The organism is Duganella sp. S19_KUP01_CR8, assembly GCF_036688705.1.
Classification (GTDB): domain Bacteria; phylum Pseudomonadota; class Gammaproteobacteria; order Burkholderiales; family Burkholderiaceae_D; genus Rugamonas.
On sequence record NZ_JAQQPR010000010.1, the window covers coordinates 100,605 to 123,755 of the forward strand.

A 23,151-nucleotide genomic window follows, 5' to 3' on the forward strand; every position below is an offset into this window, starting at 1 on the left:
AATAATCGGGTGGTACATCGTGCGGAAGTGGGGGACACTGCGGCACGCTGTCCCTCGCAGCAGGGATGGCACCGGATAACCCGAGAGCGGACGCCACTACCGGCGTCCGCTAACGGTTACTTTTCCTCCGGGTCCGGCTTCAGGCTGATCTTGGCCAGCAGGCGCTTGGCGGCCTGGCGGTCGGTCGCCACCGGCTTGGCATGCGGACCGGCGCCGCCGGCGCGCGCCTTGGCCGCCAGCGCCACCGGATTGCGCGGCGGCTTCTGCGACGGCTCGACCCGTATCGTCATTTTCTGCCGCGTCGACAGCGCCTTGTTGGCCATGATCCCGCCCCCTTACAACACGAAGTTAAAGCACATACCGCGACAGGTCTTCGTTGACCGCCAGCGCATCCAGCCGCGTGTTGACATAGGCCGCATCGATCGTGATGACCTTGCCGCTGTCGTCGCTGGCCGTGAAGGACAGTTCTTCCAGCAGCTTTTCCATCACCGTGTACAGCCGGCGGGCGCCGATGTTCTCGGTGCGCTCGTTGACCGAGTAGGCGATTTCCGCCAGCCGCGTGATGCCTTCCGGCGCGAACTCGATGGTGACGTTCTCGGTGGCCAGCAGCGCCTCGTACTGCTTGGTCAGGCAGGCGTCGGTGCTGGTCAGGATGCGTTCGAAATCGGCGATCGACAGCGACTCCAGCTCGACCCGGATCGGGAAGCGGCCCTGCAGCTCGGGGATCAGGTCCGACGGCTTGGCCAGGTGGAAGGCGCCCGAGGCGATGAACAGGATGTGGTCGGTCTTGATCATGCCGTACTTGGTGTTGACGGTCGTGCCTTCCACCAGCGGCAGCAGGTCGCGCTGCACGCCGGCGCGCGACACGTCGGCGCCGCCCACTTCCGAGCGCGAGGCGATCTTGTCGATCTCGTCGAGGAACACGATGCCGTTCTGCTCGACGTTCTGGATGGCCTTCTGCTTCATCTCGTCGTCGTTGACCAGCTTGGCGGCTTCCTCGTCGATCAGCACCTTCATCGCTTCCTTGATCTTGACCTTGCGCGCCTTCTTGCGGCTGCCGCCGATGCCGGAGAACATGGACTTGATCTGCTCGGTCATTTCCTCCATGCCGGGCGGGGCCATGATCTCCATCTGCGGGCCGTTCTCGGCCAGCTCGATCTCGATTTCCTTGTCGTCCAGCTCGCCTTGGCGCAAACGCTTGCGGAAGGTCTGGCGGGTAGTGTCGACTTCCTTCGGCGCATCCGACGGCGTGGCCTGGTGGAAGCCGAAGTCGCGCGCCGGCGGCAGCAGGATGTCGAGCACGCGGTCTTCGGCGGCATCCTCGGCGCGGGTGCGCACCTTGGCCATCTCGGCCGAGCGGGTCTGCTTGACGCCGATGTCGATCAGGTCGCGGATGATGGTGTCGACGTCGCGGCCGACATAGCCGACCTCGGTGAATTTGGTGGCTTCGATCTTGATGAAGGGCGCGTCGGCCAGCTTGGCCAGGCGGCGCGCGATCTCGGTCTTGCCGACGCCGGTGGGGCCTATCATCAGGATGTTTTTCGGCGTGATCTCGTGGCGCAGCGGCTCTTCCACCTGCTGACGGCGCCAGCGGTTGCGCAGCGCGATCGCCACGGCCTTCTTGGCGTTGCCCTGGCCGACCACATGTTTGTCGAGTTCGCCGACGATTTCCTTCGGTGTCATGTTCATACGGGGTCCAGTGTCTCGATGATGTGGTTCAGATTGGTGTAGATGCACAATTCGCCGGCGATGGTCAGTGACTTTTTGACGACTTCCGACGGCGACAGTTCCGTATTTTCCACCAGCGCCTTGGCCGCCGATTGCGCGTAGGTGCCGCCGGAGCCGATGGCGCCGATGCCATCTTCGGGCTCGAGCACATCGCCGTTGCCGGTGATCACCAAGGTCGATTCGCTGTCGGCCACCAGCAGCATCGCCTCCAGGCGGCGCAGCACGCGGTCGGTGCGCCAGTCCTTGGCCAGCTCGACCGAGGCGCGCAGCAGATTGCCCTGGTGTTTTTCCAGCTTGCCCTCGAAACGGTCGAGCAGGGTGAAGGCGTCGGCGGTGCCGCCGGCGAAGCCGACCAGCACCTTGCCCTGGTAGACCTTGCGCACCTTGCGGGCCGTGCCCTTCATGACGATGTTGCCCAGCGTGACCTGGCCGTCGCCGCCCAGCGCGACTTGCTTGCCGCGCCGTACGCACAGGATGGTGGTGCCGTGAAATTGTTCCATAGTGACCTCAAAGTAATGACGCAAACTGCTTCAAGACTGAAAAATGGGGCTGGATGTTGCAATTACAAGCGCTTCACCCCGCACTGCGTTGCACCCGGGGTCTGACCCCATGCTTGCGGGGTACTAATACTTGTGCGGGTAGATCCTGGCGATGTCGGCATAGCCCAGCAGGCGCAGCAGCGCCGTCACCAGGTGGTTGACGTCGCGGAATTCGATCTTCTTGCCCAGCTGGGCAAGGCTGGCGTGCAGCTGGTTGGCGCAGGCGTAGTCGATGCGCGTCAGGCGCGAGCAGTCGAACACCAGGGTCTGGTATAGCCCGGCATAGTGCTGGATCTGGCCGAGTAAAGGCCCGAGCTGGCCTTCCAGCAGCGGCGGCAGCATGAAGCGGTCCGGCGACGCCGACACGTGCTGGGCCGTGGCTGTGGCCACCTTGTGCGGCGCCGTGAACGACGGCGGCGACACTTCGAAAGTGACGCAGTAATCCATGCTGATTTCCTCGAATTGTTTTTCGCGGTTCAGCAGTTGCAGCAGCTCCAGCAGCAGCAGCCAAGGCGCCTCGGTGTCGTCGCGGCGGCCGATGGCGATGCCCTCGCGGATCAGCGCCGCCAGGCCGTCGGCGCCCACCAGGATCAGCTCGCGCTGCTGGGCTTGCAGCTTGCGCAGCGTGTCCAGCAGCAGCGCGCAGCCGTCCGCCTCGACCGCCGTCACGCGGCTGAACTCCAGCCGCAGCACCGGGCTGGCGGCGGCCGATTGCCGCAGCCGTTCCAGCTGCTCGGCGATATGCGGGTCGAGCACGCCGGCGAAGGCTTCGGTCGGCGTCAGGCCGGCCCAGTCGGGCGAGGAGGCGGCCAGCGCGGCCGGCGCGTTCCACGACGGCGGCGAGGTTTCGAAGGTGCTGGCGTAGTCGATCGACAGATTGTCGAAACGGTCGCGCTGGCCGCTGACCTGGTACAGGTCGAACAGCATCCACCAGACGGTGCGGTCGCCTGCGGCCTCGGCCAGGCTGGCGTTGAGCAGCTGCTCGGCCACGGCGCCCTGACCGTTGGCGTACAGGATGGCGATTTCTTCCACCACCGGCGCGGTCTCGGCGGCCACGGCCACTTGCGGCAGGTCGTCGTCGCGCAGCAGCAGGGTGGTGGGGATGTCGGCCAAGGCCTGGGTGTCGGGGCCGCCGTCGGCGTGGGTCGCGGCCTTGGGCCTGGCCGGTCGGGCGGCGCGCTGGCTGCCCCAGGCCGGTTCCGGCTCGTTGAAGATGTCGAAGGTCATCGCCGATTCGATGGCGTCGATCTTCATCGCGGTGGCGCGGGCGATCTCGCGCTGGCGCGCCTGCTGCAGCTGGCGTTCGGTTTCGCTGTTGGCGGCCAGCCGCGCCGCCTCGTCATCGTCGTTGCTCGACTGCGGGGCGGGTGCGGCGTCGGTCTTCTTGAAGATGGAGAACAGTCCCACGCTGATCCTCGTGTTTGCCGTAAAAAAAAGCACGCGGCTGCGTGCTTTTTTTAAAGTCCCAGCGAATTAATCGCCGTACAGTTTCTGCTTCAGTTCGCGGCGCTGCTGGGCTTCCAGCGACAGCGTGGCGGTCGGACGGGCGATCAGGCGTGGAATGCCGATCGGTTCGCCGGTTTCTTCGCACCAGCCGTAATCGCCGCCGTCGATGGTGACGATCGATTGCTGGACCTTTTTCAGCAGCTTGCGCTCGCGGTCGCGGGTGCGCAGCTCCAGCGCGTGTTCTTCTTCGATGGTGGCGCGGTCGGCCGGGTCCGGCACCAGCACGGTTTCGCGCAGGTGTTCGGTGGTTTCGCCGGCATTCTTCAACAATTCTTTTTCAAGCGCTTGCAGCTTGGCTTTGAAGAAGGCCAATTGCGCCGGATTCATATAATCCTTTTCATCCATCTTCAGAATTTCTTCTTCGGTCAGGATGCGGTCGGCGGCGGCGGGGGTCGATTTATTAGTTTTGGTGGTCATAACTTCGCTTACCTTCGATACGACAGAGTTTTCAATTAATCAGCCCGGAGTTTGTGGCTATTTAGCCATCCCCACAAAACCCGGATAGTTTATACCAGACATTGTTCTAAACCGCTAATAAAGATATCTTTCGGCAGATTTTTACCGATAAACACCATTTTGCTGCCTCGAACGTCGTTTTCTCCCCATTTGGCGCCCAGATCGCTGCCCATGATCTGGTGCACGCCCTGGAACACCACCTTGCGGTCGGCGTCTTTCATGAACAATACGCCTTTGTAGCGCAGCATGCGAGGACCGTAGACATTTACCAGGCCGCCAAGGAACTCGTCGAGCTTGGCGGTGTCGAACGGGCGTGTACTTTTGAACACAAACGCCGCGATATCGTCGCTGTGGTGGCCATGGTGGTGGTTGTGGCCGTGTTCCTCGTGGTGGCCGTGCTGGTGGTCATGCTTGTGATCATGATTATGGCCGCAGTGCTCGTCATGCACGTGGTCGTCGTCGTGGGCCTGGTCGGTTTCCAGGAAGTCCGGGTCCAGTTCCAGCTTGTCGTTCAGGTTGAAACCCTTCAGGTCCAGCACCTCGGACAGCGGGGCGCGGCCGAAATCGGCCGTGCTGATCGGCGCGCGCGGGTTGATGCGTTTGAGGCGGGCGGTCAGCGTGGCCACGTCCTCGGCGCTGACCAGGTCGGTCTTGGACAGCAGCAGCTTGTCGGCGAAACCGACCTGGCGCTGGGCTTCCTCGTGCTGGTCCAACTGGTCCATGGCGTGCCGGGCGTCCACCACGGTGACCACGGCGTCCAGCATGTAGTGAGTGCCCACTTCCTCGTCGACGAAGAAGGTCTGCGCCACCGGGCCGGGATTGGCCAGGCCGGTGGTCTCGATGACGACGCGGTCGAAATGCAGCTCGCCGGCCTCGCGCTTCTGCGCCAGCCCGCTCAGGGCGACGATCAGGTCGCCGCGCACGGTGCAGCAGATGCAGCCGTTGTTCATTTCCACGATCTGTTCGCCGCTGTCCTGCACCAGGATTTCGTTGTCGATGTTTTCCTGGCCAAACTCGTTTTCGATGACGGCGATGCGCATGCCGTGCTGTTCCTGCAGGATGCGGTTCAGCAGGGTGGTCTTGCCGGCGCCAAGGAAGCCGGTGAGGATGGTGGTCGGTATCAGTGCCATGGTGCTTGCCAGTCTGGTCTAGGGGGAAACCCCAGATGGGGATCAAATGCGGAAATGCAAGCAGCCGATTATGCCGGAATTTGGCCTGGGCTAGCAATTCGTCCGATTGAGCAACGTCAGTACGGATGCCGGCTATTTCACTTTGGCGCGCGGATGGGCCTTGTCGTAGACCTCGGCCAGGTGCTGGAAATCCAGCGCGGTGTAGACCTGGGTCGAGCTGATGCTGGAGTGGCCCAGCATTTCCTGCACCGCCCGCAGGTCGCCCGACGATTGCAGCACGTGCGAGGCGAACGAGTGGCGCAGCATGTGCGGGTGCACATGCACCGGCGCGCCCTGGGCCACGCCATGGGCCTGCAAACGCTGCTGTATCACCCGCGGCGACACCCGCGTGCCGCGCGTGCTGAGGAACAGGGCGTTGCCGCCATCCGAGGGCGCCGGCCGCACCGCGATCCAGGCCGCCAGCGCCTCCAGCGCGGCCGTGCCCACCGGCACCACGCGCTGCTTGTTGCCCTTGCCGGTGACGATGACCTCGCGGTTGTCCAGCGCTACCCAGCCCAGCGCGTCCTTGCCGGCGGCCAGGTCCAGCCCGGCCAGCTCGGACACCCGCAGGCCGCTGGAATACAACAGTTCGAACATGGCGCGGTTGCACAGCTCGGCCGCTGCCGGGGCCACGCCGGCGTGTGGCCGGGACGGCGCCACCAGCTGCACCGCGTCGTCCACCGACAGCGCGCGCGGCAGCGTGCGGGCGCGCTTGGGGGCGCGCACGCCCTGCACCGGGTTGGCCGCCAGCGCGGTCTGGCCGCCCAGCCAGTCGAAAAAGCCGCGCCAGCTGGACAGCTTGCGGGCGATCGAACGCGGATCGAGCGCGCGCGCGTGCAGCTTGGCGGTCAGGCGGCGGATGGTGAAGTGGTCGAGCTGCTGCCAGTCCTGGCCGGCGGACAGCCCGGCCAATTCCTGGAGATCGCGCGCATAGGCGCTGACGGTGTGCGGCGACAGCCGGCGCTGGTCGCGCAGCTGGGCCAGGTAAGCGTCGATCCAGGCCAGCTTGCTGTCTGGTTCGGCGCTCATGGCGGCGCTCAGGCCAGCAGCCAGGCCAGCGCGGTGCTGGTGATTTCGCCGATGTGGACCAGGAAATCGGTGGCCATCAGCGAGGTGAAGCGCGCCGGATCGGCCGAGCCCAAGATCAGCAGGCCGAAGGCGTTCTTGTTGCCCGGCTTGCGCAGCGGAATGATGACGGTGGAGGTGATGCCGGTGGCGTCCGGCAGCCAGCGCACCGCTTCGAAATCCTTGTTGGTGCCGCAGTACGGCGCCATCAGGCTGTTGGCGAAGATGCGCGCATCTTCCGACACGCCGTTGACGAACCATTCGCCGAGATAGTCCGGCGCGGTGTCCCAGATGCGCAGCGTGGCCTGCGGTACATCAAAACCGGACTTCAGGCCGCTGATCACGGCGTGTGGCATGGAACCCACATCTTCGGCTTCCAGCAGCACCTTGGTCCAGCGGTGGAATTTGTTGGCGATCGCTTCGTTTTCCGACGCCAGGCGCATGAGGTTGCTCATGCGCAATTCCAGCGCCTTGTACTTGTCGCGCATTACTTCCATCTGGCGCTCTTGCAGCGACACGGCGCGTCCCGTCAGCGGGCTGGCCAGTTTGATTTCTCCCAGCAATTCAGCATGCTCTTCGAAGAAATTCGGGTGTTCGGTCAGGTATTGCGCGACGAGGGTGTGATCCAGTGGGACAGTCATTGAGGTACTTTATTTGCGAGGTTGGAAAGGCACTTCATTCTAAACGAAAAAAAACGGACATGGTTGCCCATGCCCGTCATTCCCCAACCCAAGCGCCGGCAGTTCTTGCCGACTGCGCGGCTTAGAAGTTGTGGTGGATACCGAGGCTGTAGAAATTCAGCGTGGTAGCTGCCTTCTTGTTCGAGGCATCAACATACAGATAGGTACGGGCCGACAGGTTGTAGTCGTAGCCGATCGACGCCTGCTTGGTCTTCACCAGCGCTGGGTTGTTCAGGCTGTTGTCCGGGGTCTTCTGGCCGTAGCCGAAGCGCACCATGCCGGCGCCGACGGTGTAGTTGGCGCCCAGGATCCAGGCCTTGGTCTTAGGATTGATCAGGGTGCTGCTGGCCTGATCCTGCTTCTGGTAGGAAGCCATCAGTTTCAGGTCGTTGACCGGTTTGAACGAGGCGCCGATCGACCACAGTTTGGTTTCGATGGCGTTTTTCTCGTAGGCGGCGTAAGCGGCGAACGGGCCGTTGGCGGCGGTGGCGCTCAGCGAGTAAGGCGTGGTCAGCGGGGCTGCGTTGGCCGCGAATTGCGGTGCGGCGGCGGTGCCTTTGCCGATGATGGCTGGGCTGTTGTTGGCTTCCTTGGCGGCGACGGTGATGTTCAGCTGGAACATGTCGGCGATCATCGGGGTGTTGTAGAACACCGCGTTCGAGAAGCGGTTGTTCGAGTTGCCAACTGGGCTCAGCGGATCGCTGGTGTAGCCGGCCACTTGCAGGTCGGTCTGGTAGCCGGCCACGGCAGGCAAGCCGCTCCATGGCTCGAAGGCGGTGCTGGTTTCCTGGAAGGCGGTCAGGCCACGGCCCAGGCGCACGGTACCGAAGTCGCCCTGCAGGCCGACGCGGCTCTGGCCCTGGAACAGCGGACGGCTGTTGGCGCCGGAGGTGTTTTCAATCGTGCCGGTGTCCGGCTCGTAGCGGATTTCCAGTTGGAACAGGGCTTTCAGGCCGCTGCCCAGGTCTTCGACGCCTTTGAAACCGAGTTTGTTGTTGTCGCGTTTGCCGACCTGGGTGGTGGTGCCGGTGCGCTTGGAAATCCCTGCATCTACAGTGCCATAGATGGTCACGGACGATTGCGCGTATGCGCCAGCAAATACGCCCATGAGAGCCAGAGCCACTAAAGATTTTTTCATTTGAGTTATTCCTTTATGAGTGAACGTGCATACATCCAAAGCTAGCGGGTCGCGTACTTCGACCCTCGGTTGGTAGGAACCTTAATATCCCGCCGGGTCAAAACCGCTGGAATGGTTGATTATGACGGCTAGTTTTGGTCGAAAGCCAAAGAAACCGGGCTTCTTGTTGTATTTTTGAAACGCTTGATTGGCAGGCTATATGAGCCTGTTTGGCTATTATTTCCTTTCATTCAGGCATCAAAACAGCTCTAGCGTACAGGGCGAAGCGGGGTAGGCCGCTTGTGCCAAATCAAAGCGTTCTGCATATTCTTTAGGGTGTGGCGCGGATCGCACGCTACACTCATAAGCAGCAACGGTCGTGCAGGCCGCATGGCTGTAGCGCCACTTCGATGAATCGGACTAATAGTGAGACGATGGCTAATCGAGAAGAGTTAGGGATCATCCGGGGCGCGCGCGCGGGAGACGCGGTCTGTCAGTTGGCGTTGGGCAAGCTCTATCTGTTCGGCGGCGCCAGCTTGCCGCTCAGCCTGCCTACCGCCCTGCACTGGCTCAACCGCGCCGCCTTGCAGGAGCAGGATGAAGCCTGGATGTTGATCGGCAGCTACGTTCCCTTCGAGCATGCCCAGCACTGCCTGCCGGCGGTGCTGTCCTGGTATGACCGCGCCTACGACGCCGGCGTTGAACAAGCCGGCCTGGTGCTGGCGCAACTGGTGTTGAACCAGGCCGCAGGGCAAGAAACGTCTCATTTACGCGACAAGGCCTTGCAGGCGCTGGAGACGGCCGCGCGCAGCGGCTCGGCCGAAGCGCAATGGTTGCTGGCGCATCAGTCCGGCGCGCAGCCGCCGTCGCCGGCATTGCCGGCGCCGCTGCCGTCCCGGCGCGGCCTGGGCCGGCCGTCCCCGCATCGGGCCAGCGCCCGCCAGCAATGGCTGGCGCGGGCGGCCGACAGCGGCCTGGCCGCCGCCCAGTACGCCGTGCTGGAGCAGGCCTGGCACGGCGACCGCGCGGCATTCCTGCAACGCGCCTTGCCCTTGGCGCGCAAGCTGCTTGCCGACGCCCCGGCCGACGCCGAAGCGGCCCGCGTCGCCGACTGGCCGCTGGAGCCGGCCCAGCTGACCTTGCTGGCGCGCTGCGCCGAGCTGTTCGACAGCGACACCGAAGACCGGGACGCGCTGCATCACTGCCGCGAACTGGCCGCCCACGGCGGCGACCGCCACGCCCAGCTGGCGCTGGGCCTGTGGTTCGCCCGCATGGACGGCGACGGCAAGCGGCAGCTCAACGGCATCGCCGCCGTCAACTTCAAGCGCGCGATCCGCTGGCTGACCCAGGCCGGCGACCAGGGCCTGGCCGAGGCCTGGTATGCGCTGTCGCGGATTTATCTGAAGCCGGAATTCTCCCAGCGCTGCGTGCCGGAAGCCCAGGCCTACCTGGAGCGGGCGGCCGACATGGGCCATTGCGCCGCGCAGCTGGAGTGCGGCATGTATGCGTGGCGCAACCGCCGCACCGACCAACACAGCGACGTGCGCGCCGCCTATTGGTTGCAGAAGGCGGCGGCCCAGGGCTGCGAGGAAGCGGAAACGGCGCTGGCGCGCATCGCGGCGGCGCCCAAGGCGTCGGACTGGGCCGATGAGATTTTGTGTGGCAAGACGCGCGAAGCGCTGGAAAGCCAGCCCTTGCTGGCGGCGCGGCTGGAGTTGGCCGAGCTGTTCGGCCTGAGCCGGGCGGAAGCGTTGCTGCTGGATGTGAAAGCGGCCGACCAGGGCCATTGCCTGGTGGTGGATATCCGCGCCAGTTACGGCCGCAGCAAGCGGCGCCTGGTGTTGCTGCGCACCGCGCGCGAGCGCCAGGCGCTGGACCGCATAGTCCGCCTGTTCGAGCATCTCGACAACGGTCCGGACGGGCTGGAGGGCAATTACCGCCAGCGCCTGTACCGGCTGAAGACCTGGCAGCCGGCCGACGACGACCGGCTGGCCGCCTGAGTTACTTCGCTTAAATCTCGATCTCGCCTTCGAACACCGTCACAGCCGGTCCGGTCAGCCAGACCGGCTGTCCCACGCCGGCCCAGCTGATCGACAGCTGGCCGCCGCGCGCATCGACCTGCACCGGGCTGTCCAGCAAGCCGCGGCGGATGCCGGCCACCACGGCCGCGCACGAGCCGGTGCCGCAAGCCAGCGTTTCGCCGACACCGCGCTCGAACACGCGCAGCTTGACGTGGTTGCGGCCGACGATCTGCATGAAGCCGGCGTTGACCCGGTTGGGGAAGCGCGCATGGTGCTCGATCAGCGGGCCGGTCAGTTCGACCGGGGCGGCGTCGACATCGTCGACGATCTGCACCGCGTGCGGATTGCCCATCGATACCACCGAAATCAGCACGCTCTCGCGCGCGCCGCCCAGTTCCAGCACCAGCGGCCACAGGGTGTCGTCGCCCTGGCGTTCGCCGTGCAGGCCGTCGGCGTCGAACGGCACGCGTTGCGGCTCCAGCACCGGCGCGCCCATGTCGACCGTGATGCTGCCGTCCGCTTCCAGGCGGGGCGCGATCACGCCGGCCTTGGTCTGCACCGTGATGCTGCGCTGCGCGGTCAGGCCTTTTTCCGCGACGAACTTGACGAAGGCGCGCGAGCCGTTGCCGCACTGCTCGACCTCGCCGCCGTCGGCGTTGAAGATGCGGTAGCGGAAATCGCAGCCGGCCTCGGTCGGTTTTTCCACCAGCAGGATCTGGTCGGCGCCCACGCCGAAGCGGCGGTCGCCCAGCAACTGCCATTGCGCGGCCGAAAAGTTGATGTCCTGGTTGATGCCGTCGATGACCACGAAGTCATTGCCGGCGCCATGCATTTTGGTGAATTTGAGTTTCATCTGCTGCCTGTGTTTTTTACTTGGAACGCTGGTACAGCGAAGCTTCGCCGTTCGGGCGCGTCTTGAACCGTTTGTGCGTCCAAAAATATTCAGCCGGGGCTTCGCGCACGCGCTCCTCGATGAACTCGTTCATGCGGCGGGTGGCGGCAACCATGTCGGGACCAGGGTAATTGTCCCACACTGGATAGAATTTCACACGCCAGCCCTGGTAGCCGGGCAGGAAGGTGGCGATCACCGGCATCACCTGGGCGCCGGTGGCGGCGGCGATGCGGGCGGTGGCGGTCAGGGTGGCCGCTTCGATGCCGAAGAAGGGCACGAACTCGGCATCCTTTTCGCCGAAGTCCATGTCCGGCAGCATGAAGTAGGGCAGCTTGTCGCGCAGCGCGCGCAGGATGGGCTTGATGCCGTCCTGGCGGGTGAACAGCTTGACCGGCTTGAAGCGAGCGCGGCCGGCGCGCAGCACCTGGTCGAAGGCGGCGTTCTTTTGCTGCACATACATGGACGAGGCGCTGGCCACCATCGCGATCGAGGCGCCGGCCACGTCCAGGCAGACGAAGTGCGGGCATAGCAGGATGGTCGGCTTGGACGTCATTTCCTCCACCGGCACCGGGCCCGGCTCGATTGTGATCAGGCGCCGCAGTCTTTCCTCCGAGGCCCACCACAGGACGCCGCGCTCCCACACGCTGCGCGAATACGCCTGGAAGTGGCGGCGGGCGATGCCGGTGCGCTCGGCTTCGCTCAGCTCCGGCATGCACAGGCGCAGATTGGTCAGCGTGATATGGCGGCGCGAGCGCATCACCACGAACAGCAGGCTGCCGACGGCGTCGCCGAAACGGCCCAGCACCGGCAGCGGCAGCCAGTGCAGCAGCCACATGATTCCTAACAGCAGTTTCATGCCGGTTCTCCCGTGGAGGGGGCCGAACCCGGTGCATCGATGCCGGCCGGCACCTTGTAGCGGTTGTAGCTCCAGAAATACTGGGTCGGGCTGCGCGCGATCAGGCGCTCCATCGCGTGGTTGATGGCCTGCGCCTGCTCGGCGGCGCTGCCGTCCAGGGTGCCGTCGAAGGGCACGAAGCGGATCACATAGCCTTTGCCGCCCGGCAGGCGTTCGGCGTAGGTGACGATGATGGTGGCGTCGCCCAGCTGCGCCAGCTTGGCCGGCAAGGTCATGGTGTAGGCGGCGCGGCCGAAGAAGCTGGCCCACACGCCTTCGCCTTCCTGCGGCACCTGGTCCGGCAGCAGGCCGATCGGCTTGCCTTTCTTGAGGCACTTGGCCAGCATGCGCACGCCGGACATATTGGCCGGCGCCAGCAACAGGTTGTCGCGCGCGCGGGCGCCTTCGATCAGCGGTTTGAGCGCTGCTTTCTTAGGCGGACGGTACATCACCATCAGCTCGGTGCGCAGCGCGATTTCCTGCGCGACGATTTCAAAGCAGCCCAGGTGCGGGGTCAGGAACACGATGCCGCGGCCGGCGTCCAGCTCGGCCTGGACGATGGCCCAGTTCTCGTCGGTGGCGTGGCGCGATACGCGCTCCGGCCTGGCGCACCAGATGAAGGGCAGCTCGACGATGCTCTTGCCCGCTTCGGCGATGGCGGCCGACAGGTGCTGGGAATAGCCGGCCTGCGCCATGTTGTCGCGCATGCGGCGGCGATAGGAAGGCGAGCTCAGGTAGACCAGCCAGCCCAGCGCGGCGCCCATTGCGTGTAGAAATGGCAACGGGAAGATTGAGAGAAATCGAAAAATTGGTACAAGCATGAGTAATTCGTCTAATAGAAGGGTATCTTGGCTTCTGTTGCTCTGCCAAAATTTTTTAAGAAGCGTAAAATAACACGTATGGAGTATCCGCTGAGTTAACAGACAACTTGCGAAGCGGAATATAAATATCGCTAAAGCGTCGCAAGCCGTATTGGTTAGCGACAAAACATTCTTAACCAGTATCAGGAGCTTGCGATGTCTAACGATTATCTTTTCACTTCCGAATCCGTCTCGGAAGGCCACCCGGACAAGGTCGCCGACCAAATTTCCGACGCGATTCTGGACGCCATCCTGGCCCAGGACCCGAAGGCCCGCGTTGCCGCAGAAACCCTGTGCAACACCGGCCTGGTGGTGCTGGCCGGCGAGATCACCACGTTCGCCAACGTTGATTATATTCAAGTTGCGCGCGAAACCATCAAACGCATCGGCTACGACAATACCGACTACGGCATCGACTACAAGGGTTGCGCCGTGCTGGTGGCCTACGACAAGCAGTCGCCGGACATCGCCCAGGGCGTGGACGAAGGCGCGGGGATTGATCTGGATCAAGGCGCCGGCGACCAGGGCCTGATGTTCGGCTACGCCTGCGACGAAACCGCGGAACTGATGCCAGCCGCGATCCACTACGCGCACCGCCTGGTCGAGCGCCAGTCGCAGCTGCGCAAGGACGGTCGCCTGCCTTGGCTGCGTCCGGATGCCAAATCGCAAGTCACGCTGCGCTACGTCAACGGCCGCCCGGTCTCGGTCGACACCGTCGTGCTGTCCACCCAGCACGCGCCGGAAATGCAGCACAAGCAGATTGAAGAAGCGGTGATCGAAGAGATCATCAAGCAGGTGCTGCCGCGCGAGTGGCTGGTCGACACCAAATACCTGGTCAACCCGACCGGCCGCTTCGTCATCGGCGGTCCTCAGGGCGATTGCGGCCTGACCGGCCGCAAGATCATCGTCGACACCTACGGCGGCGCCAGCCCGCACGGCGGCGGCGCGTTCTCCGGCAAGGATCCTACCAAAGTGGACCGTTCGGCCGCCTACGCCGCCCGCTACGTGGCCAAGAACGTGGTGGCCGCAGGCCTGGCGCGCCAGTGCCAGGTGCAGGTCAGCTACGCCATCGGCGTGGCGCGTCCGATCAACATCACGGTCTACACCGAAGGCACGGGCGTGATCCCGGACGACAAGATCGCCGCGCTGGTGATGGAGCACTTCGACCTGCGTCCGAAAGGCATCGTGCAGATGCTGGACCTGCTGCGTCCGATCTACGCCAAGACCGCCGCCTACGGCCACTTCGGCCGCGAAGAGCCGGAATTCACGTGGGAACGCACCGACAAGGCCGCGATCCTGCGCGCCGCAGCCGGCCTGAAGTAATCGCCGTCCGCTGAATCAAAACGCCCCGGCCTGCGCCTGCAGCCGGGGCGTTTTGTCATTTGGGCCGCAGCGGCGGCGGCGGCGGCGGATTCGGTGGCAGATACTTACGGCGGAAGTCATCGTTATTCATGCTCTTTCCTTTCCCTGTCAGCGTGGCGTGGCGTCCAGCATGGCGTTGAGCCGTTGCTGAGTTTTAACGCGCAGCGCGTGCGTCAACAGCAAATCGTACGGCAGCTTGGTGTATTCAATGCCGTACTTGTCCAGCGATCCCAGTAATTTTTTCTCGAATTCAGCGGTCGAAAAGTCGGTGTTGATCTTCATCCGAACAATCAGGCTGGAGATATTGACGGCCAACGCCGACATCCCAACCGCCGACGTCGCATGTCGCTTGAGTTTGTCCGCGACGGACAGTTGCTTGGATACGATGGCGAGCAGCGTACTCGCCGACGTAAACAGCGGCCATAGAAAAGTATAGTCGCTGTTCTTCCAGAATACGAGGCCGGCCAGCGCGCCGCCACCGGATGAGATCGCCACGGCGATTTTGCTGATGCTGTCCAGCCATGTCCAGCGCGCCAGCAGCGCCTTCTCGATTTCCTCGGCATACCGTGTGTTGTAAAGCAAGGCATGGGTTTCATTCCAGATTGCATCGCGTGGGTCGAGTGGCATGGCGTGCTCCGGGCAAAAGTTCACTATAGGCTGTCTGTATATGGTCTATTTGCGCAGGCTCAAAGTAGAATTTCTTGTGCCTGTCATACGCAACGGTGCTAAAATGCGCCTTCCGAGGAGCGTTGCGACGAATCATGAATTCGCCAGGCTCGGAGTCCCAAACCGCGCTCACGTTACTTTTTTCAACACATGAAAGGAGGGCGTGATGAACGCCGTACTCAAATCCGCACAAGACTTCCTGGTCGCCGACATCTCCCTGGCCGCCTGGGGCGACAAAGAAATCAAGATTGCCGAAACCGAAATGCCTGGCCTGATGGCCATCCGTGAGGAATTCGCCGCTACGCAACCGCTGAAGGGCGCGCGCATCACCGGTTCGCTGCACATGACCATCCAGACCGCCGTGCTGATCCAGACGCTGGAAGCGTTGGGCGCCAAGGTCCGCTGGGCATCGTGCAACATCTACTCGACCCAGGACCACGCCGCCGCCGCCATCGCCGCCGCCGGCACCCCGGTGTTCGCCATCAAGGGCGAAACCCTGGACGAATACTGGGACTACACCCACCGCATCTTCGAATGGCCAGCCGACGCTTCGGGCAACGCGGTTTACTCGAACATGATCCTCGACGACGGCGGCGACGCCACGCTGCTGCTGCATCTGGGCGCGCGCGCTGAAAAAGATCTGTCGGTGCTGGCCAACCCAGGCTCCGAAGAAGAGATCTGCCTGTTCAACGCCATCAAGACCCACCTGGCGATCGACCCGCTGTGGTACTCCAAGCGTCTGCCGCAAATCCTGGGCGTGACCGAGGAAACCACCACCGGCGTGCACCGCCTGTACCAGATGCACAAAGAAGGCAAGCTGGCCTTCCCTGCGATCAACGTCAACGACTCCGTCACCAAGTCCAAGTTCGACAACCTGTACGGTTGCCGCGAATCGCTGGTCGACGGCATCAAGCGCGCCACCGACGTGATGATCGCCGGTAAGGTCGCCGTGATCGCCGGTTACGGTGACGTCGGCAAGGGCTCGGCGCAAGCCATGCGCGCGCTGTCGGCGCAGGTTTGGGTCACCGAAATCGATCCGATCTGCGCACTGCAGGCGGCGATGGAAGGCTACCGCGTCGTCACCATGGACTACGCTGCGGAACACGGCGACATCTTCGTCACCTGCACCGGCAACTATCACATCCTGACCGAGAAGCACATGCTGGCCATGAAGGACCAGGCCATCGTCTGCAACATCGGCCACTTCGACAACGAGATCGATGTCGCCGCGCTGAAGAAGTACACCTGGGACAACATCAAGCCGCAAGTCGACCACGTGATCTTCCCGTCGGGTAAACGCATCATCCTGCTGGCCGAAGGCCGCCTGGTCAACCTGGGTTGCGGCACCGGCCATCCGTCGTATGTGATGTCGTCGTCGTTCGCCAACCAGACCATCGCCCAGATCGAGCTGTTCGCCAACACCGACAAGTATCCGGTCGGCGTGTACGTGCTGCCTAAGCACCTGGACGAGAAAGTGGCGCGCCTGCAGTTGAAGAAACTGAACGCGCAGCTGACCGTGCTGACCGAAGAGCAAGCGTCGTACATCGGCGTGTCGCAGGCCGGCCCGTACAAGCCAGACCACTACCGTTACTAAAACCGTTGTCGTCCCCGCGAAAGCGGGGATCCATGCTGAGCGTCCAAATCCGGCGTTCTATGGACTCCCGCCTGCGCGGGAGCGACGCATCTTGCAGCGAGTTCACTTATGCGTTTGGTCCTTACCTGGTTAATCAATGCAATTGCCTTGCTGGCAGTTCCCTACCTGATGCATTCCGTCGATGTCACAAGCATAGGCGCAGCCCTCGTCGCGGCTCTTGTACTGGGCCTGGTCAATACGCTGATACGCCCCGTGCTGTTGTTGCTGACGCTGCCCGTGACCGTGGTGTCGCTGGGCCTGTTCATCTTCATCATCAACGGCTTCATGTTCTGGCTGGTCGCCCAATGGGTGGACGGCTTCCACGTCGACAGCTTCGCTTCGGCGATCGGTGGCGCACTGTTGTACAGCGTGATTTCCTGGGCCCTGTCTACCTTACTTTTGAAGAAGTCAGATGGCTAATCATAATTTCAGTATCGAGTTCTTTCCGCCCAAGACGGCGGAGGGGGCGGAAAAGCTGCGCGTCACGCGCGCCAAGCTGTCCGAGCTCAAACCCAAATATTTTTCCGTGACCTTCGGCGCCGGCGGCAGCACGCAGCGCGGCACGCTCGACACCGTGGTGGAAATCCTCGCCGCCGGTGAAGACGCCGCGCCGCACCTGTCCTGCGTCGGCGGCACGCGCGAATCGATCCGCGAGATCCTCACGGAATTCAAGGCCCACAACATCAAGCGCATCGTCGCGCTGCGCGGCGACCTGCCGAGCGGCTACGGCGCGGCCGGCGAGTTCCGCTACGCGAACGAGCTGGTGGAGTTCATCCGCCAGGAGACCGGCGAATGGTTCCACATCGAAGTGGCGGCCTATCCGGAAGTGCACCCGCAGGCCAAGTCGCCGCAGGACGACCTGCTGGCGTTCGAGCGCAAAGTGAAGGCCGGCGCCAATGCCGCCATCACCCAGTACTTCTACAACGCCGACGCCTATTTCCAGTTCGTCGAGCAGACCCGCAAGCTTGGCATCGACGTGCCCATCGTGGCCGGCATCATGCCGATCACGAACTACACGCAGCTGATGCGCTTCTCGGACATGTGCGGCGCCGAGATCCCGCGCTGGGTGCGATTGAAGCTGGCCAGCTTCGGCGACGACAGCGCCTCGATCAAGGCCTTCGGCCTGGACGTGGTGACGGCGCTGTGCGAACGCCTGCTGGCGGGCGGCGCGCCCGGCCTGCACTTCTACAGCATGAACCAGGCCGCGGCGACTACCGCGTTGTGGCAGCGTCTAGTTCCGTGATAATGCGGTCCAGCGCCACATCGTGACCGTCGCTGTCGAACTGTATCTGCAGGCACTGGTAGGCTATTCCCAGTGTCTGCGGACGCGGTGAGCGCGCCAGCGTGCGGTCGTAGAAGCCGCCGCCATATCCCAGCCGGTAGCCCTGCGGATTAAACCCCAGGCACGGCACCAGCAGCGCCGGCGGATACGCCGCCTGCAAGCGCAGGTCGGCCGGCACCGCCACCCCCATCGCATCCTTGACCATCGCCTCGCCGATGCGCCATTCGGCAAACTCCAGCGCCGCATGTTTTTCCACCACCACCGGCAGCAGCAGCTTCGCGCCCAGGCGCGCCAGCTCCACGTAGGCCGCCTGCAGGTCCGGCTCGTCGCGCAGCGGCCAGTACACGCCCAGCGCCGCCGGCTGCGCCGCCTTCCACCAGGCGATCACCTGCGCGCCGATCGCATCGTCCCACGCGGCGCGCGTGGCGGCGTCCACAGCACGCCGCGCAGTCAACAATTGCTTGCGTAAATCGGCCTTTTGCGGGGCTGGCGGGACTGGTGGTGCAGTCGTGGCGCGTGGTATTCTAGGGTCGCTGGTCATAGGTTCAGATTTTCAAGACTTTAGAGAGTTGCACATTGATTTCCGCTTTAAAATGGATTGCCGGCGCCGCCGCCTTTGCCGCAGTGGCCATGAGCTCCCTGGCCCACGCCGACGACATTGGCGATGACGGCCGCAGGGCGGACGATTCCTTCCTGCTGCTGCGCGACGCCGTGCGCCAGGACGATGCATCCAAGGCCGATTTCTACGCCGCCCGCCTGGGCGATTATTCCATTCCGTCTTACGTCGATTATTATCGGCTGAAACCGCGCCTGAAGGATGCTTCGCAAGCGGAAATCCGCGATTTCATGAAGCGCTACGAAGGCCAGGCCATCGTCGACCGCCTGCGCAACGACTGGCTGCTGGAGCTGGGCCGCAAGCGCGACTGGGCCACCTTCGACGAACAGCTGCCGCTGTTCGTGCTGAACGACGATACCCAGGTCAAATGCTACGCGCTGCAATCGCGCGCGCTCAAGGGCCAGAAGGTGGCGGGCGAAGCGCGCGAGCTGCTCACCGCGCCGAACGGCTACGGCGAACCGTGCGCGGGCCTGATCGCCACGCTGTACGGGGCCGGCCAGTTCAATATCGACGACCTGTACGCGCAGCTGCGCCTGTCCGGCGAGTACAACGCCACCGGCCAGGCGCGCCGCATCGTCGCGCTGTTGGACGGGAACGAGAAGAAGGCCGTGCAGGCGGTCGACCTGCCGGCCATCGCGCTGGCCAAGGGCGTGGGCAACGGCCGCGTCGAACACGAAATCTACATCGTCGCCATCGGCCGCATGGCCAAGACCAGCACCAAGCTGGCGGTGCTGGCGCTGAACAAGGCCGCGTCCAAACTGACCCCGCAGGAACAGCAGGAAGCCTGGGCCGCGGTGGCGCTGCAATCGTCGTATTCGCTGTCGCAGGAAACCACCGAGTACTGGCAGAAATCGAACGGCGCCGCGCTGTCGATCGACCAGATCCAGTGGAAGACCCGCATCGCGCTGCGCAACGGCGACTGGAAGCAGGTGGAGAAGAACATCCGCAGCATGCCGTCCGCGCTGCGCGCCGATCCGGCCTGGGTCTACTGGCTGGGCCGCGCGCTGATGGCGCAGGCGGGTTCCATCCAGGCGACGGGCGAAGCGATGCAGCTGTTCCGCAGCATCTCGGACCAGCCCAACTTCTACGGCCAGCTGGCGCTGGAGGAAACCGGCAAGCTGATTACCATTCCGCTGCCAGGCCTGCCGATCGCCCAGTCCGAGATCGTGCCGATCGCCGCCAATCCCAACTTCCAGCGCGCCATCAAGTTCTTCAGCATGCGCCTGCGCTTTGAAGGAACGCGTGAGTGGAACTGGGGCCTGCGCAGCCTGAGCGAACGCGAACACCTGGCCGCCGCCGAATTCGCGCGCCAGAACAATATCCTCGACCGCATGGTCAACACCTCGGACCGCACCCGCATCCAGGTCGACTACACGCAACGCTTCCCGTCGCCGCACATCGACATCATGCACCCGACCACGCAGACGCTGGGCCTGGACAAGGCCTGGGTGTACGGCCTGATACGGCAAGAGTCGCGCTTCATCATGGACGCGCAATCGCATGTCGGCGCCTCGGGCCTGATGCAGGTGATGCCGTCCACCGGCCGCTGGGTGGCCAAGAAGATCGGCCTGACCGACTTCGCGCAGGACATGCTGAGCGACGTGCGCACCAACATCCTGCTGGGCGCGAACTACCTGAACATGGTGCTTGGGAATATGGACGGCTCGCAGGTGCTGGCCACCGCCGCCTACAACGCCGGGCCGGGCCGCCTGCGTTCGTGGCGTTCGACCTTGACCAAGCCGATGGACAGCGCGGTCTTCATCGAGTCGATTCCGTTCGTCGAAACCCGCACCTACGTCAAGAACGTGATGTCGAACACCACCTACTACGCGGCCTTGTTCGAAGGCCGCCCGCAATCGTTGAAGGCGCGCCTGGGCAACGTCGCGCCGAGAGGCTACACCGAACAGGAACAGCAGGAGTCGAGCTTCGGCTCGCGCTGACAACTACAACCACCTTTGGACGCATCATGCAGACCACTCAACTTGATCCCAGCCTGTCGCAATCCCTGGCCGCCGCGCGCGAGCCGGGCCTGACGCTCATCATCGGCAACAAGAACTATTCGTCGTGGTCGATGCGTCCGTGGGTGGCGATGACCGCCTTCGGCATCCCGTTCCAGGAAGTGCGCGTGCTGCTGGACCAGGACGACACCGCCAACCGCATCTGCGGCTACTCGGCCAGCGGCCGCGTGCCGGTGCTGCTGGCCGGCGAGATGACGATCTGGGACAGCCTGGCGATCTGCGAATACCTCGCCGAGCAATTCCAGGAGCTGCACCTGTGGCCGCAGGACGTGGCCGCGCGCGCGATGGCGCGTTCGGTGTGCGCCGAGATGCACGCCGGCTTTGCCGACCTGCGCACCTCGATGTCGATGAACATCCGCGCCAGCTATCCGGGCAAGGGCCGCACCAACGGCACCCAGGCCGACATCGGCCGCATCAGCGAAATCTGGGAAGAGTGCCTGTCGCGCTTCGGCCACCACCAGTTCCTGTTCGGCGATTTCTCGATCGCCGACGCCTACTACGCGCCGGTCGTCATGCGCTTCCGTACCTACGGCGTGTCGCTGGCGCCGGCGCTGGACGCCTACTGCCAGCGCGTGCTGGCCCATCCCGCCGTGGCCCGCTGGGTCGAGGAAGCGATGGCCGAAACCGAAACGGCGCCCAAGCACGACGCCGAAATGCCGGACTGACGACTATGCGGATTTATGTAGTCGGCGGCGCCGTGCGCGATGAATTGCTGGGCCTGCCGGTCAAGGACCACGATCACGTCGTCGTCGGCGCCACGCCGGACGACATGCTGGCCAAGGGCTTTCGCCCGGTCGGCAAGGACTTCCCGGTGTTCCTGCACCCGAAGACGCAGGAAGAATATGCGCTGGCCCGCACCGAGCGCAAGACCGCCCCGGGCTACAAGGGCTTTGTGTTCCACACCTCGCCCGACGTCACGCTGGAAGACGACCTGGTACGCCGCGACCTGACCATCAACGCCATCGCCCGCGCCGACGACGGCACGCTGACCGACCCATATGGCGGCCGGCGCGACCTGGAGCGGCGCATCTTCCGCCACGTATCCGAAGCGTTTGCCGAAGACCCCGTGCGTATCCTGCGCGTGGCCCGTTTCGCCGCGCGCTTCAGCGACTTCCGCGTGGCGCCGGAAACCAATGCGCTGATGCGGCAGATGGTGGAGCAGGGCGAAGTCGATGCGCTGGTGCCGGAACGCGTGTGGCAGGAACTGTCGCGCGGCCTGATGGAAGACAAGCCTTCGCGCATGCTGGAAGTGCTGCGCGATTGCGGCGCGCTGGCGCGCATCCTGCCGGAGCTGGACGTGTTGTGGGGCGTGCCGCAGCCGGAGAAATGGCATCCCGAGATCGATACCGGCGTCCACATGCTGCAAGTGATCGACTGCGCGGCGGAGGCGGGCCACGAACTCGCCACGCGCTTCGCCTGCCTGATGCACGACCTGGGAAAGGGCGCGACGCCTCCCGAGAACTGGCCCGCGCACCATGGCCACGAAGGCCTGGGCGTCAAGCTGGTGGAGCAGGTGTGCAAACGGCTGAAGGTGCCGACCGAATGCCGCGACCTGGCCGTGATGACGGCGCGCGAACACGGCAACGTCGGCCGCGCCCTGCAGCTGCGGCCCAACACCATCGTCACCCTGCTGGAGCGCTGCGACGCCTTCCGCAAGCCGGCGCGCTTCTCGCAGATGCTGCTGGCGACCGAATGCGATTCGCGCGGCCGCATCGGCCCAAGCGCCAGCTTCCGCGATGCGCCGTTCCCGCAACTGGCGCACCTGGAGACGGCGCTGGCCGCCGCGCGCGGCGTCAACGCCGGTGAAATCGCGCAAGGCTGTACCGCCAACCCGCAACGCATCCCGGAACTGGTGCACCGCGCGCGCGTGACGGCGGTGAAAGTGGCGCTGCGTGCCGCCGATGCCGACGACGAGGACGAAGCGGGCATGCCGATCATATGAGCTCGATCGACCTTTTCCAGAATCCGCTGCGCCGCTGGGGCAAGCACAAAGACGGAAAACGCCGTCCGACGGTTCTGGTCAAGGAGCTGCGCGAACGCGATCGGCGGCGCATGGTCAAGCACTTCCTCGGCCTTGAGGACAGCGACCGCCTGCTGCGCTTCGGCACCGTGCTGCCGGACGAGCAGGTGGCGAGCTACGTCAACCGCATCGACTTTTCGCGCGACATGGTGTTCGGCGTGTACAACCGGGTGTTCAAGCTGGTGGCGGTGGGCCACCTGGCGTTCGCGCCGCGCGATGAATCGAGGAGCGCCGTCACCGACAAGGAGCGGGTGGCGGAATTCGGCGTGTCGGTCAGCCGCTCGGCGCGCGGCATGGGCATGGGCACCAAGTTGTTCGAGCGCGCCGCCATCCACTGCCGCAACAACGATGTCGACACGCTGTACATGCACTGCCTGTCGTCCAACAAGACCATGATGCACATCGCGAAAAAAGCCGGCATGGAAATCCATCGCGACCATGGCGAAGCGGACGCCTACCTGAAACTGCTGCCGGCCAATCCGGCCAGCATGCTGCAAGAAGCGCTGGACGAGCAATTCGCCACGCTGGACTACACCCTCAAAGCCAACAAGCGCATCGCCGCCAAATGGTTCGACCGCCTGCTCGGCCGAAAATAAATCTCTCCCCGTTAGAACCTTTGCTGATCG

At 64.0% G+C, this 23,151-nt stretch carries 23 protein-coding genes and 1 riboswitch; of the genes, 9 read left to right on the top strand and 14 right to left on the bottom strand.

Features of this window, described 5'->3' with window-relative positions; all coding sequences use genetic code 11:
• Window positions 1–116 precede the first annotated feature (116 nt).
• From V6M89_RS12375 to V6M89_RS12415, 9 genes are all read right to left on the bottom strand, one after another.
• Window positions 117–323 (bottom strand): hypothetical protein, encoded by a 207-nt coding sequence (locus V6M89_RS12375; protein ID WP_116993728.1) that lies wholly within the window; start codon window positions 321–323, stop codon window positions 117–119.
• A 25-nt stretch (window positions 324–348) separates the two neighbouring features.
• The gene (gene hslU, locus V6M89_RS12380) at window positions 349–1,689 is read right to left on the bottom strand and encodes an ATP-dependent protease ATPase subunit HslU (RefSeq protein ID WP_332853452.1); all 1,341 of its coding nucleotides are present in this window, start codon (window positions 1,687–1,689) and stop codon (window positions 349–351) included.
• A complete protein-coding gene (hslV, locus tag V6M89_RS12385; RefSeq protein ID WP_332853453.1) occupies window positions 1,686–2,228 on the bottom strand; it encodes an ATP-dependent protease subunit HslV in 543 nt (180 codons plus the stop codon). The genes hslU and hslV overlap by 4 nt, the downstream gene beginning before the upstream one ends.
• 123 nt (window positions 2,229–2,351) lie before the next feature.
• Complete coding sequence (locus V6M89_RS12390; protein ID WP_332853454.1) at window positions 2,352–3,674, bottom strand: STAS domain-containing protein; 1,323 nt, start codon at window positions 3,672–3,674, stop codon at window positions 2,352–2,354.
• Between the two features lie 66 nt (window positions 3,675–3,740).
• The gene (gene dksA / locus V6M89_RS12395; RefSeq protein WP_217943515.1) at window positions 3,741–4,190 is read right to left on the bottom strand and encodes an RNA polymerase-binding protein DksA; all 450 of its coding nucleotides are present in this window, start codon (window positions 4,188–4,190) and stop codon (window positions 3,741–3,743) included.
• A gap of 89 nt (window positions 4,191–4,279) precedes the next feature.
• On the bottom strand, window positions 4,280–5,359 hold the full coding sequence (locus V6M89_RS12400; RefSeq protein WP_332853455.1) for a CobW family GTP-binding protein: 1,080 nt from the start codon (window positions 5,357–5,359) through the stop codon (window positions 4,280–4,282).
• A gap of 132 nt (window positions 5,360–5,491) precedes the next feature.
• Entirely contained in the window at window positions 5,492–6,427 is a 936-nt protein-coding gene (locus V6M89_RS12405; RefSeq protein ID WP_332853456.1) for a tyrosine recombinase XerC, read from the bottom strand.
• A gap of 8 nt (window positions 6,428–6,435) precedes the next feature.
• Window positions 6,436–7,104: a DUF484 family protein gene (locus V6M89_RS12410; protein WP_332853457.1), complete on the bottom strand. Its 669-nt coding sequence runs from the start codon at window positions 7,102–7,104 to the stop codon at window positions 6,436–6,438.
• Window positions 7,105–7,225: 121 nt separating this feature from the next.
• Window positions 7,226–8,281 carry a porin gene (locus V6M89_RS12415; protein ID WP_332853458.1) on the bottom strand — a complete coding sequence of 352 codons (1,056 nt, stop codon included), beginning with the start codon at window positions 8,279–8,281 and terminating at the stop codon, window positions 7,226–7,228.
• A 413-nt stretch (window positions 8,282–8,694) separates the two neighbouring features.
• Between V6M89_RS12415 and V6M89_RS12420 the strand changes: the two genes are divergently transcribed.
• A complete protein-coding gene (locus V6M89_RS12420; RefSeq protein WP_332853459.1) occupies window positions 8,695–10,260 on the top strand; it encodes a tetratricopeptide repeat protein in 1,566 nt (521 codons plus the stop codon).
• A 10-nt stretch (window positions 10,261–10,270) separates the two neighbouring features.
• Here the strand turns inward: V6M89_RS12420 and dapF are convergent, their stop codons facing one another.
• Genes dapF through V6M89_RS12435 form a run of 3 tightly spaced genes read right to left on the bottom strand, consistent with a single transcriptional unit; the run spans window position 10,271 to window position 12,889 of the window.
• Window positions 10,271–11,134: a diaminopimelate epimerase gene (gene dapF, locus V6M89_RS12425; protein WP_332853460.1), complete on the bottom strand. Its 864-nt coding sequence runs from the start codon at window positions 11,132–11,134 to the stop codon at window positions 10,271–10,273.
• A gap of 16 nt (window positions 11,135–11,150) precedes the next feature.
• The gene (locus tag V6M89_RS12430) at window positions 11,151–12,029 is read right to left on the bottom strand and encodes an LpxL/LpxP family acyltransferase (RefSeq protein ID WP_332853461.1); all 879 of its coding nucleotides are present in this window, start codon (window positions 12,027–12,029) and stop codon (window positions 11,151–11,153) included.
• The gene (locus V6M89_RS12435) at window positions 12,026–12,889 is read right to left on the bottom strand and encodes a lysophospholipid acyltransferase family protein (protein WP_332853462.1); all 864 of its coding nucleotides are present in this window, start codon (window positions 12,887–12,889) and stop codon (window positions 12,026–12,028) included. Before V6M89_RS12435 ends, V6M89_RS12430 begins: the two co-directional genes overlap by 4 nt.
• Before the next feature lie 195 nt (window positions 12,890–13,084).
• Between V6M89_RS12435 and metK the strand changes: the two genes are divergently transcribed.
• Complete coding sequence (gene metK, locus V6M89_RS12440; protein ID WP_116993739.1) at window positions 13,085–14,251, top strand: methionine adenosyltransferase; 1,167 nt, start codon at window positions 13,085–13,087, stop codon at window positions 14,249–14,251.
• A gap of 147 nt (window positions 14,252–14,398) precedes the next feature.
• On the opposite strand, the gene V6M89_RS12445 is transcribed toward metK, so the two are convergent.
• Window positions 14,399–14,917 (bottom strand): hypothetical protein, encoded by a 519-nt coding sequence (locus V6M89_RS12445; protein ID WP_332853463.1) that lies wholly within the window; start codon window positions 14,915–14,917, stop codon window positions 14,399–14,401.
• A gap of 108 nt (window positions 14,918–15,025) precedes the next feature.
• Window positions 15,026–15,094, top strand: a riboswitch (S-adenosyl-L-homocysteine riboswitch).
• Window positions 15,095–15,122: 28 nt separating this feature from the next.
• Here V6M89_RS12445 and ahcY point away from each other — a divergent pair.
• The 3 genes from ahcY (at window position 15,123) to metF (ending at window position 17,832) form a co-directional block, all read left to right on the top strand.
• The gene (gene ahcY, locus V6M89_RS12450; RefSeq protein ID WP_332853464.1) at window positions 15,123–16,550 is read left to right on the top strand and encodes an adenosylhomocysteinase; all 1,428 of its coding nucleotides are present in this window, start codon (window positions 15,123–15,125) and stop codon (window positions 16,548–16,550) included.
• 108 nt (window positions 16,551–16,658) lie between these two features.
• Window positions 16,659–17,009 carry a phage holin family protein gene (locus V6M89_RS12455; protein ID WP_026334838.1) on the top strand — a complete coding sequence of 117 codons (351 nt, stop codon included), beginning with the start codon at window positions 16,659–16,661 and terminating at the stop codon, window positions 17,007–17,009.
• Window positions 17,002–17,832 carry a methylenetetrahydrofolate reductase [NAD(P)H] gene (gene metF / locus V6M89_RS12460; protein WP_332853465.1) on the top strand — a complete coding sequence of 277 codons (831 nt, stop codon included), beginning with the start codon at window positions 17,002–17,004 and terminating at the stop codon, window positions 17,830–17,832. Before V6M89_RS12455 ends, metF begins: the two co-directional genes overlap by 8 nt.
• On the opposite strand, the gene V6M89_RS12465 is transcribed toward metF, so the two are convergent.
• The gene (locus V6M89_RS12465) at window positions 17,801–18,307 is read right to left on the bottom strand and encodes a 5-formyltetrahydrofolate cyclo-ligase (RefSeq protein ID WP_332853466.1); all 507 of its coding nucleotides are present in this window, start codon (window positions 18,305–18,307) and stop codon (window positions 17,801–17,803) included. The genes metF and V6M89_RS12465 overlap by 32 nt on opposite strands.
• A 194-nt stretch (window positions 18,308–18,501) precedes the next feature.
• Here V6M89_RS12465 and V6M89_RS12470 point away from each other — a divergent pair, with 194 nt between their 5' ends.
• Genes V6M89_RS12470 through V6M89_RS12485 form a run of 4 tightly spaced genes read left to right on the top strand, consistent with a single transcriptional unit; the run spans window position 18,502 to window position 23,121 of the window.
• Window positions 18,502–20,427: a lytic transglycosylase domain-containing protein gene (locus V6M89_RS12470; protein ID WP_332853467.1), complete on the top strand. Its 1,926-nt coding sequence runs from the start codon at window positions 18,502–18,504 to the stop codon at window positions 20,425–20,427.
• A gap of 26 nt (window positions 20,428–20,453) precedes the next feature.
• Window positions 20,454–21,170, top strand: a complete 717-nt coding sequence (locus tag V6M89_RS12475) for a glutathione S-transferase family protein (protein WP_332853468.1) — start codon at window positions 20,454–20,456, stop codon at window positions 21,168–21,170.
• A 5-nt stretch (window positions 21,171–21,175) separates the two neighbouring features.
• Complete coding sequence (locus V6M89_RS12480; RefSeq protein WP_332853469.1) at window positions 21,176–22,447, top strand: multifunctional CCA addition/repair protein; 1,272 nt, start codon at window positions 21,176–21,178, stop codon at window positions 22,445–22,447.
• A complete protein-coding gene (locus V6M89_RS12485; protein WP_332853470.1) occupies window positions 22,444–23,121 on the top strand; it encodes a GNAT family N-acetyltransferase in 678 nt (225 codons plus the stop codon). Before V6M89_RS12480 ends, V6M89_RS12485 begins: the two co-directional genes overlap by 4 nt.
• Window positions 23,122–23,151 lie beyond the last annotated feature (30 nt).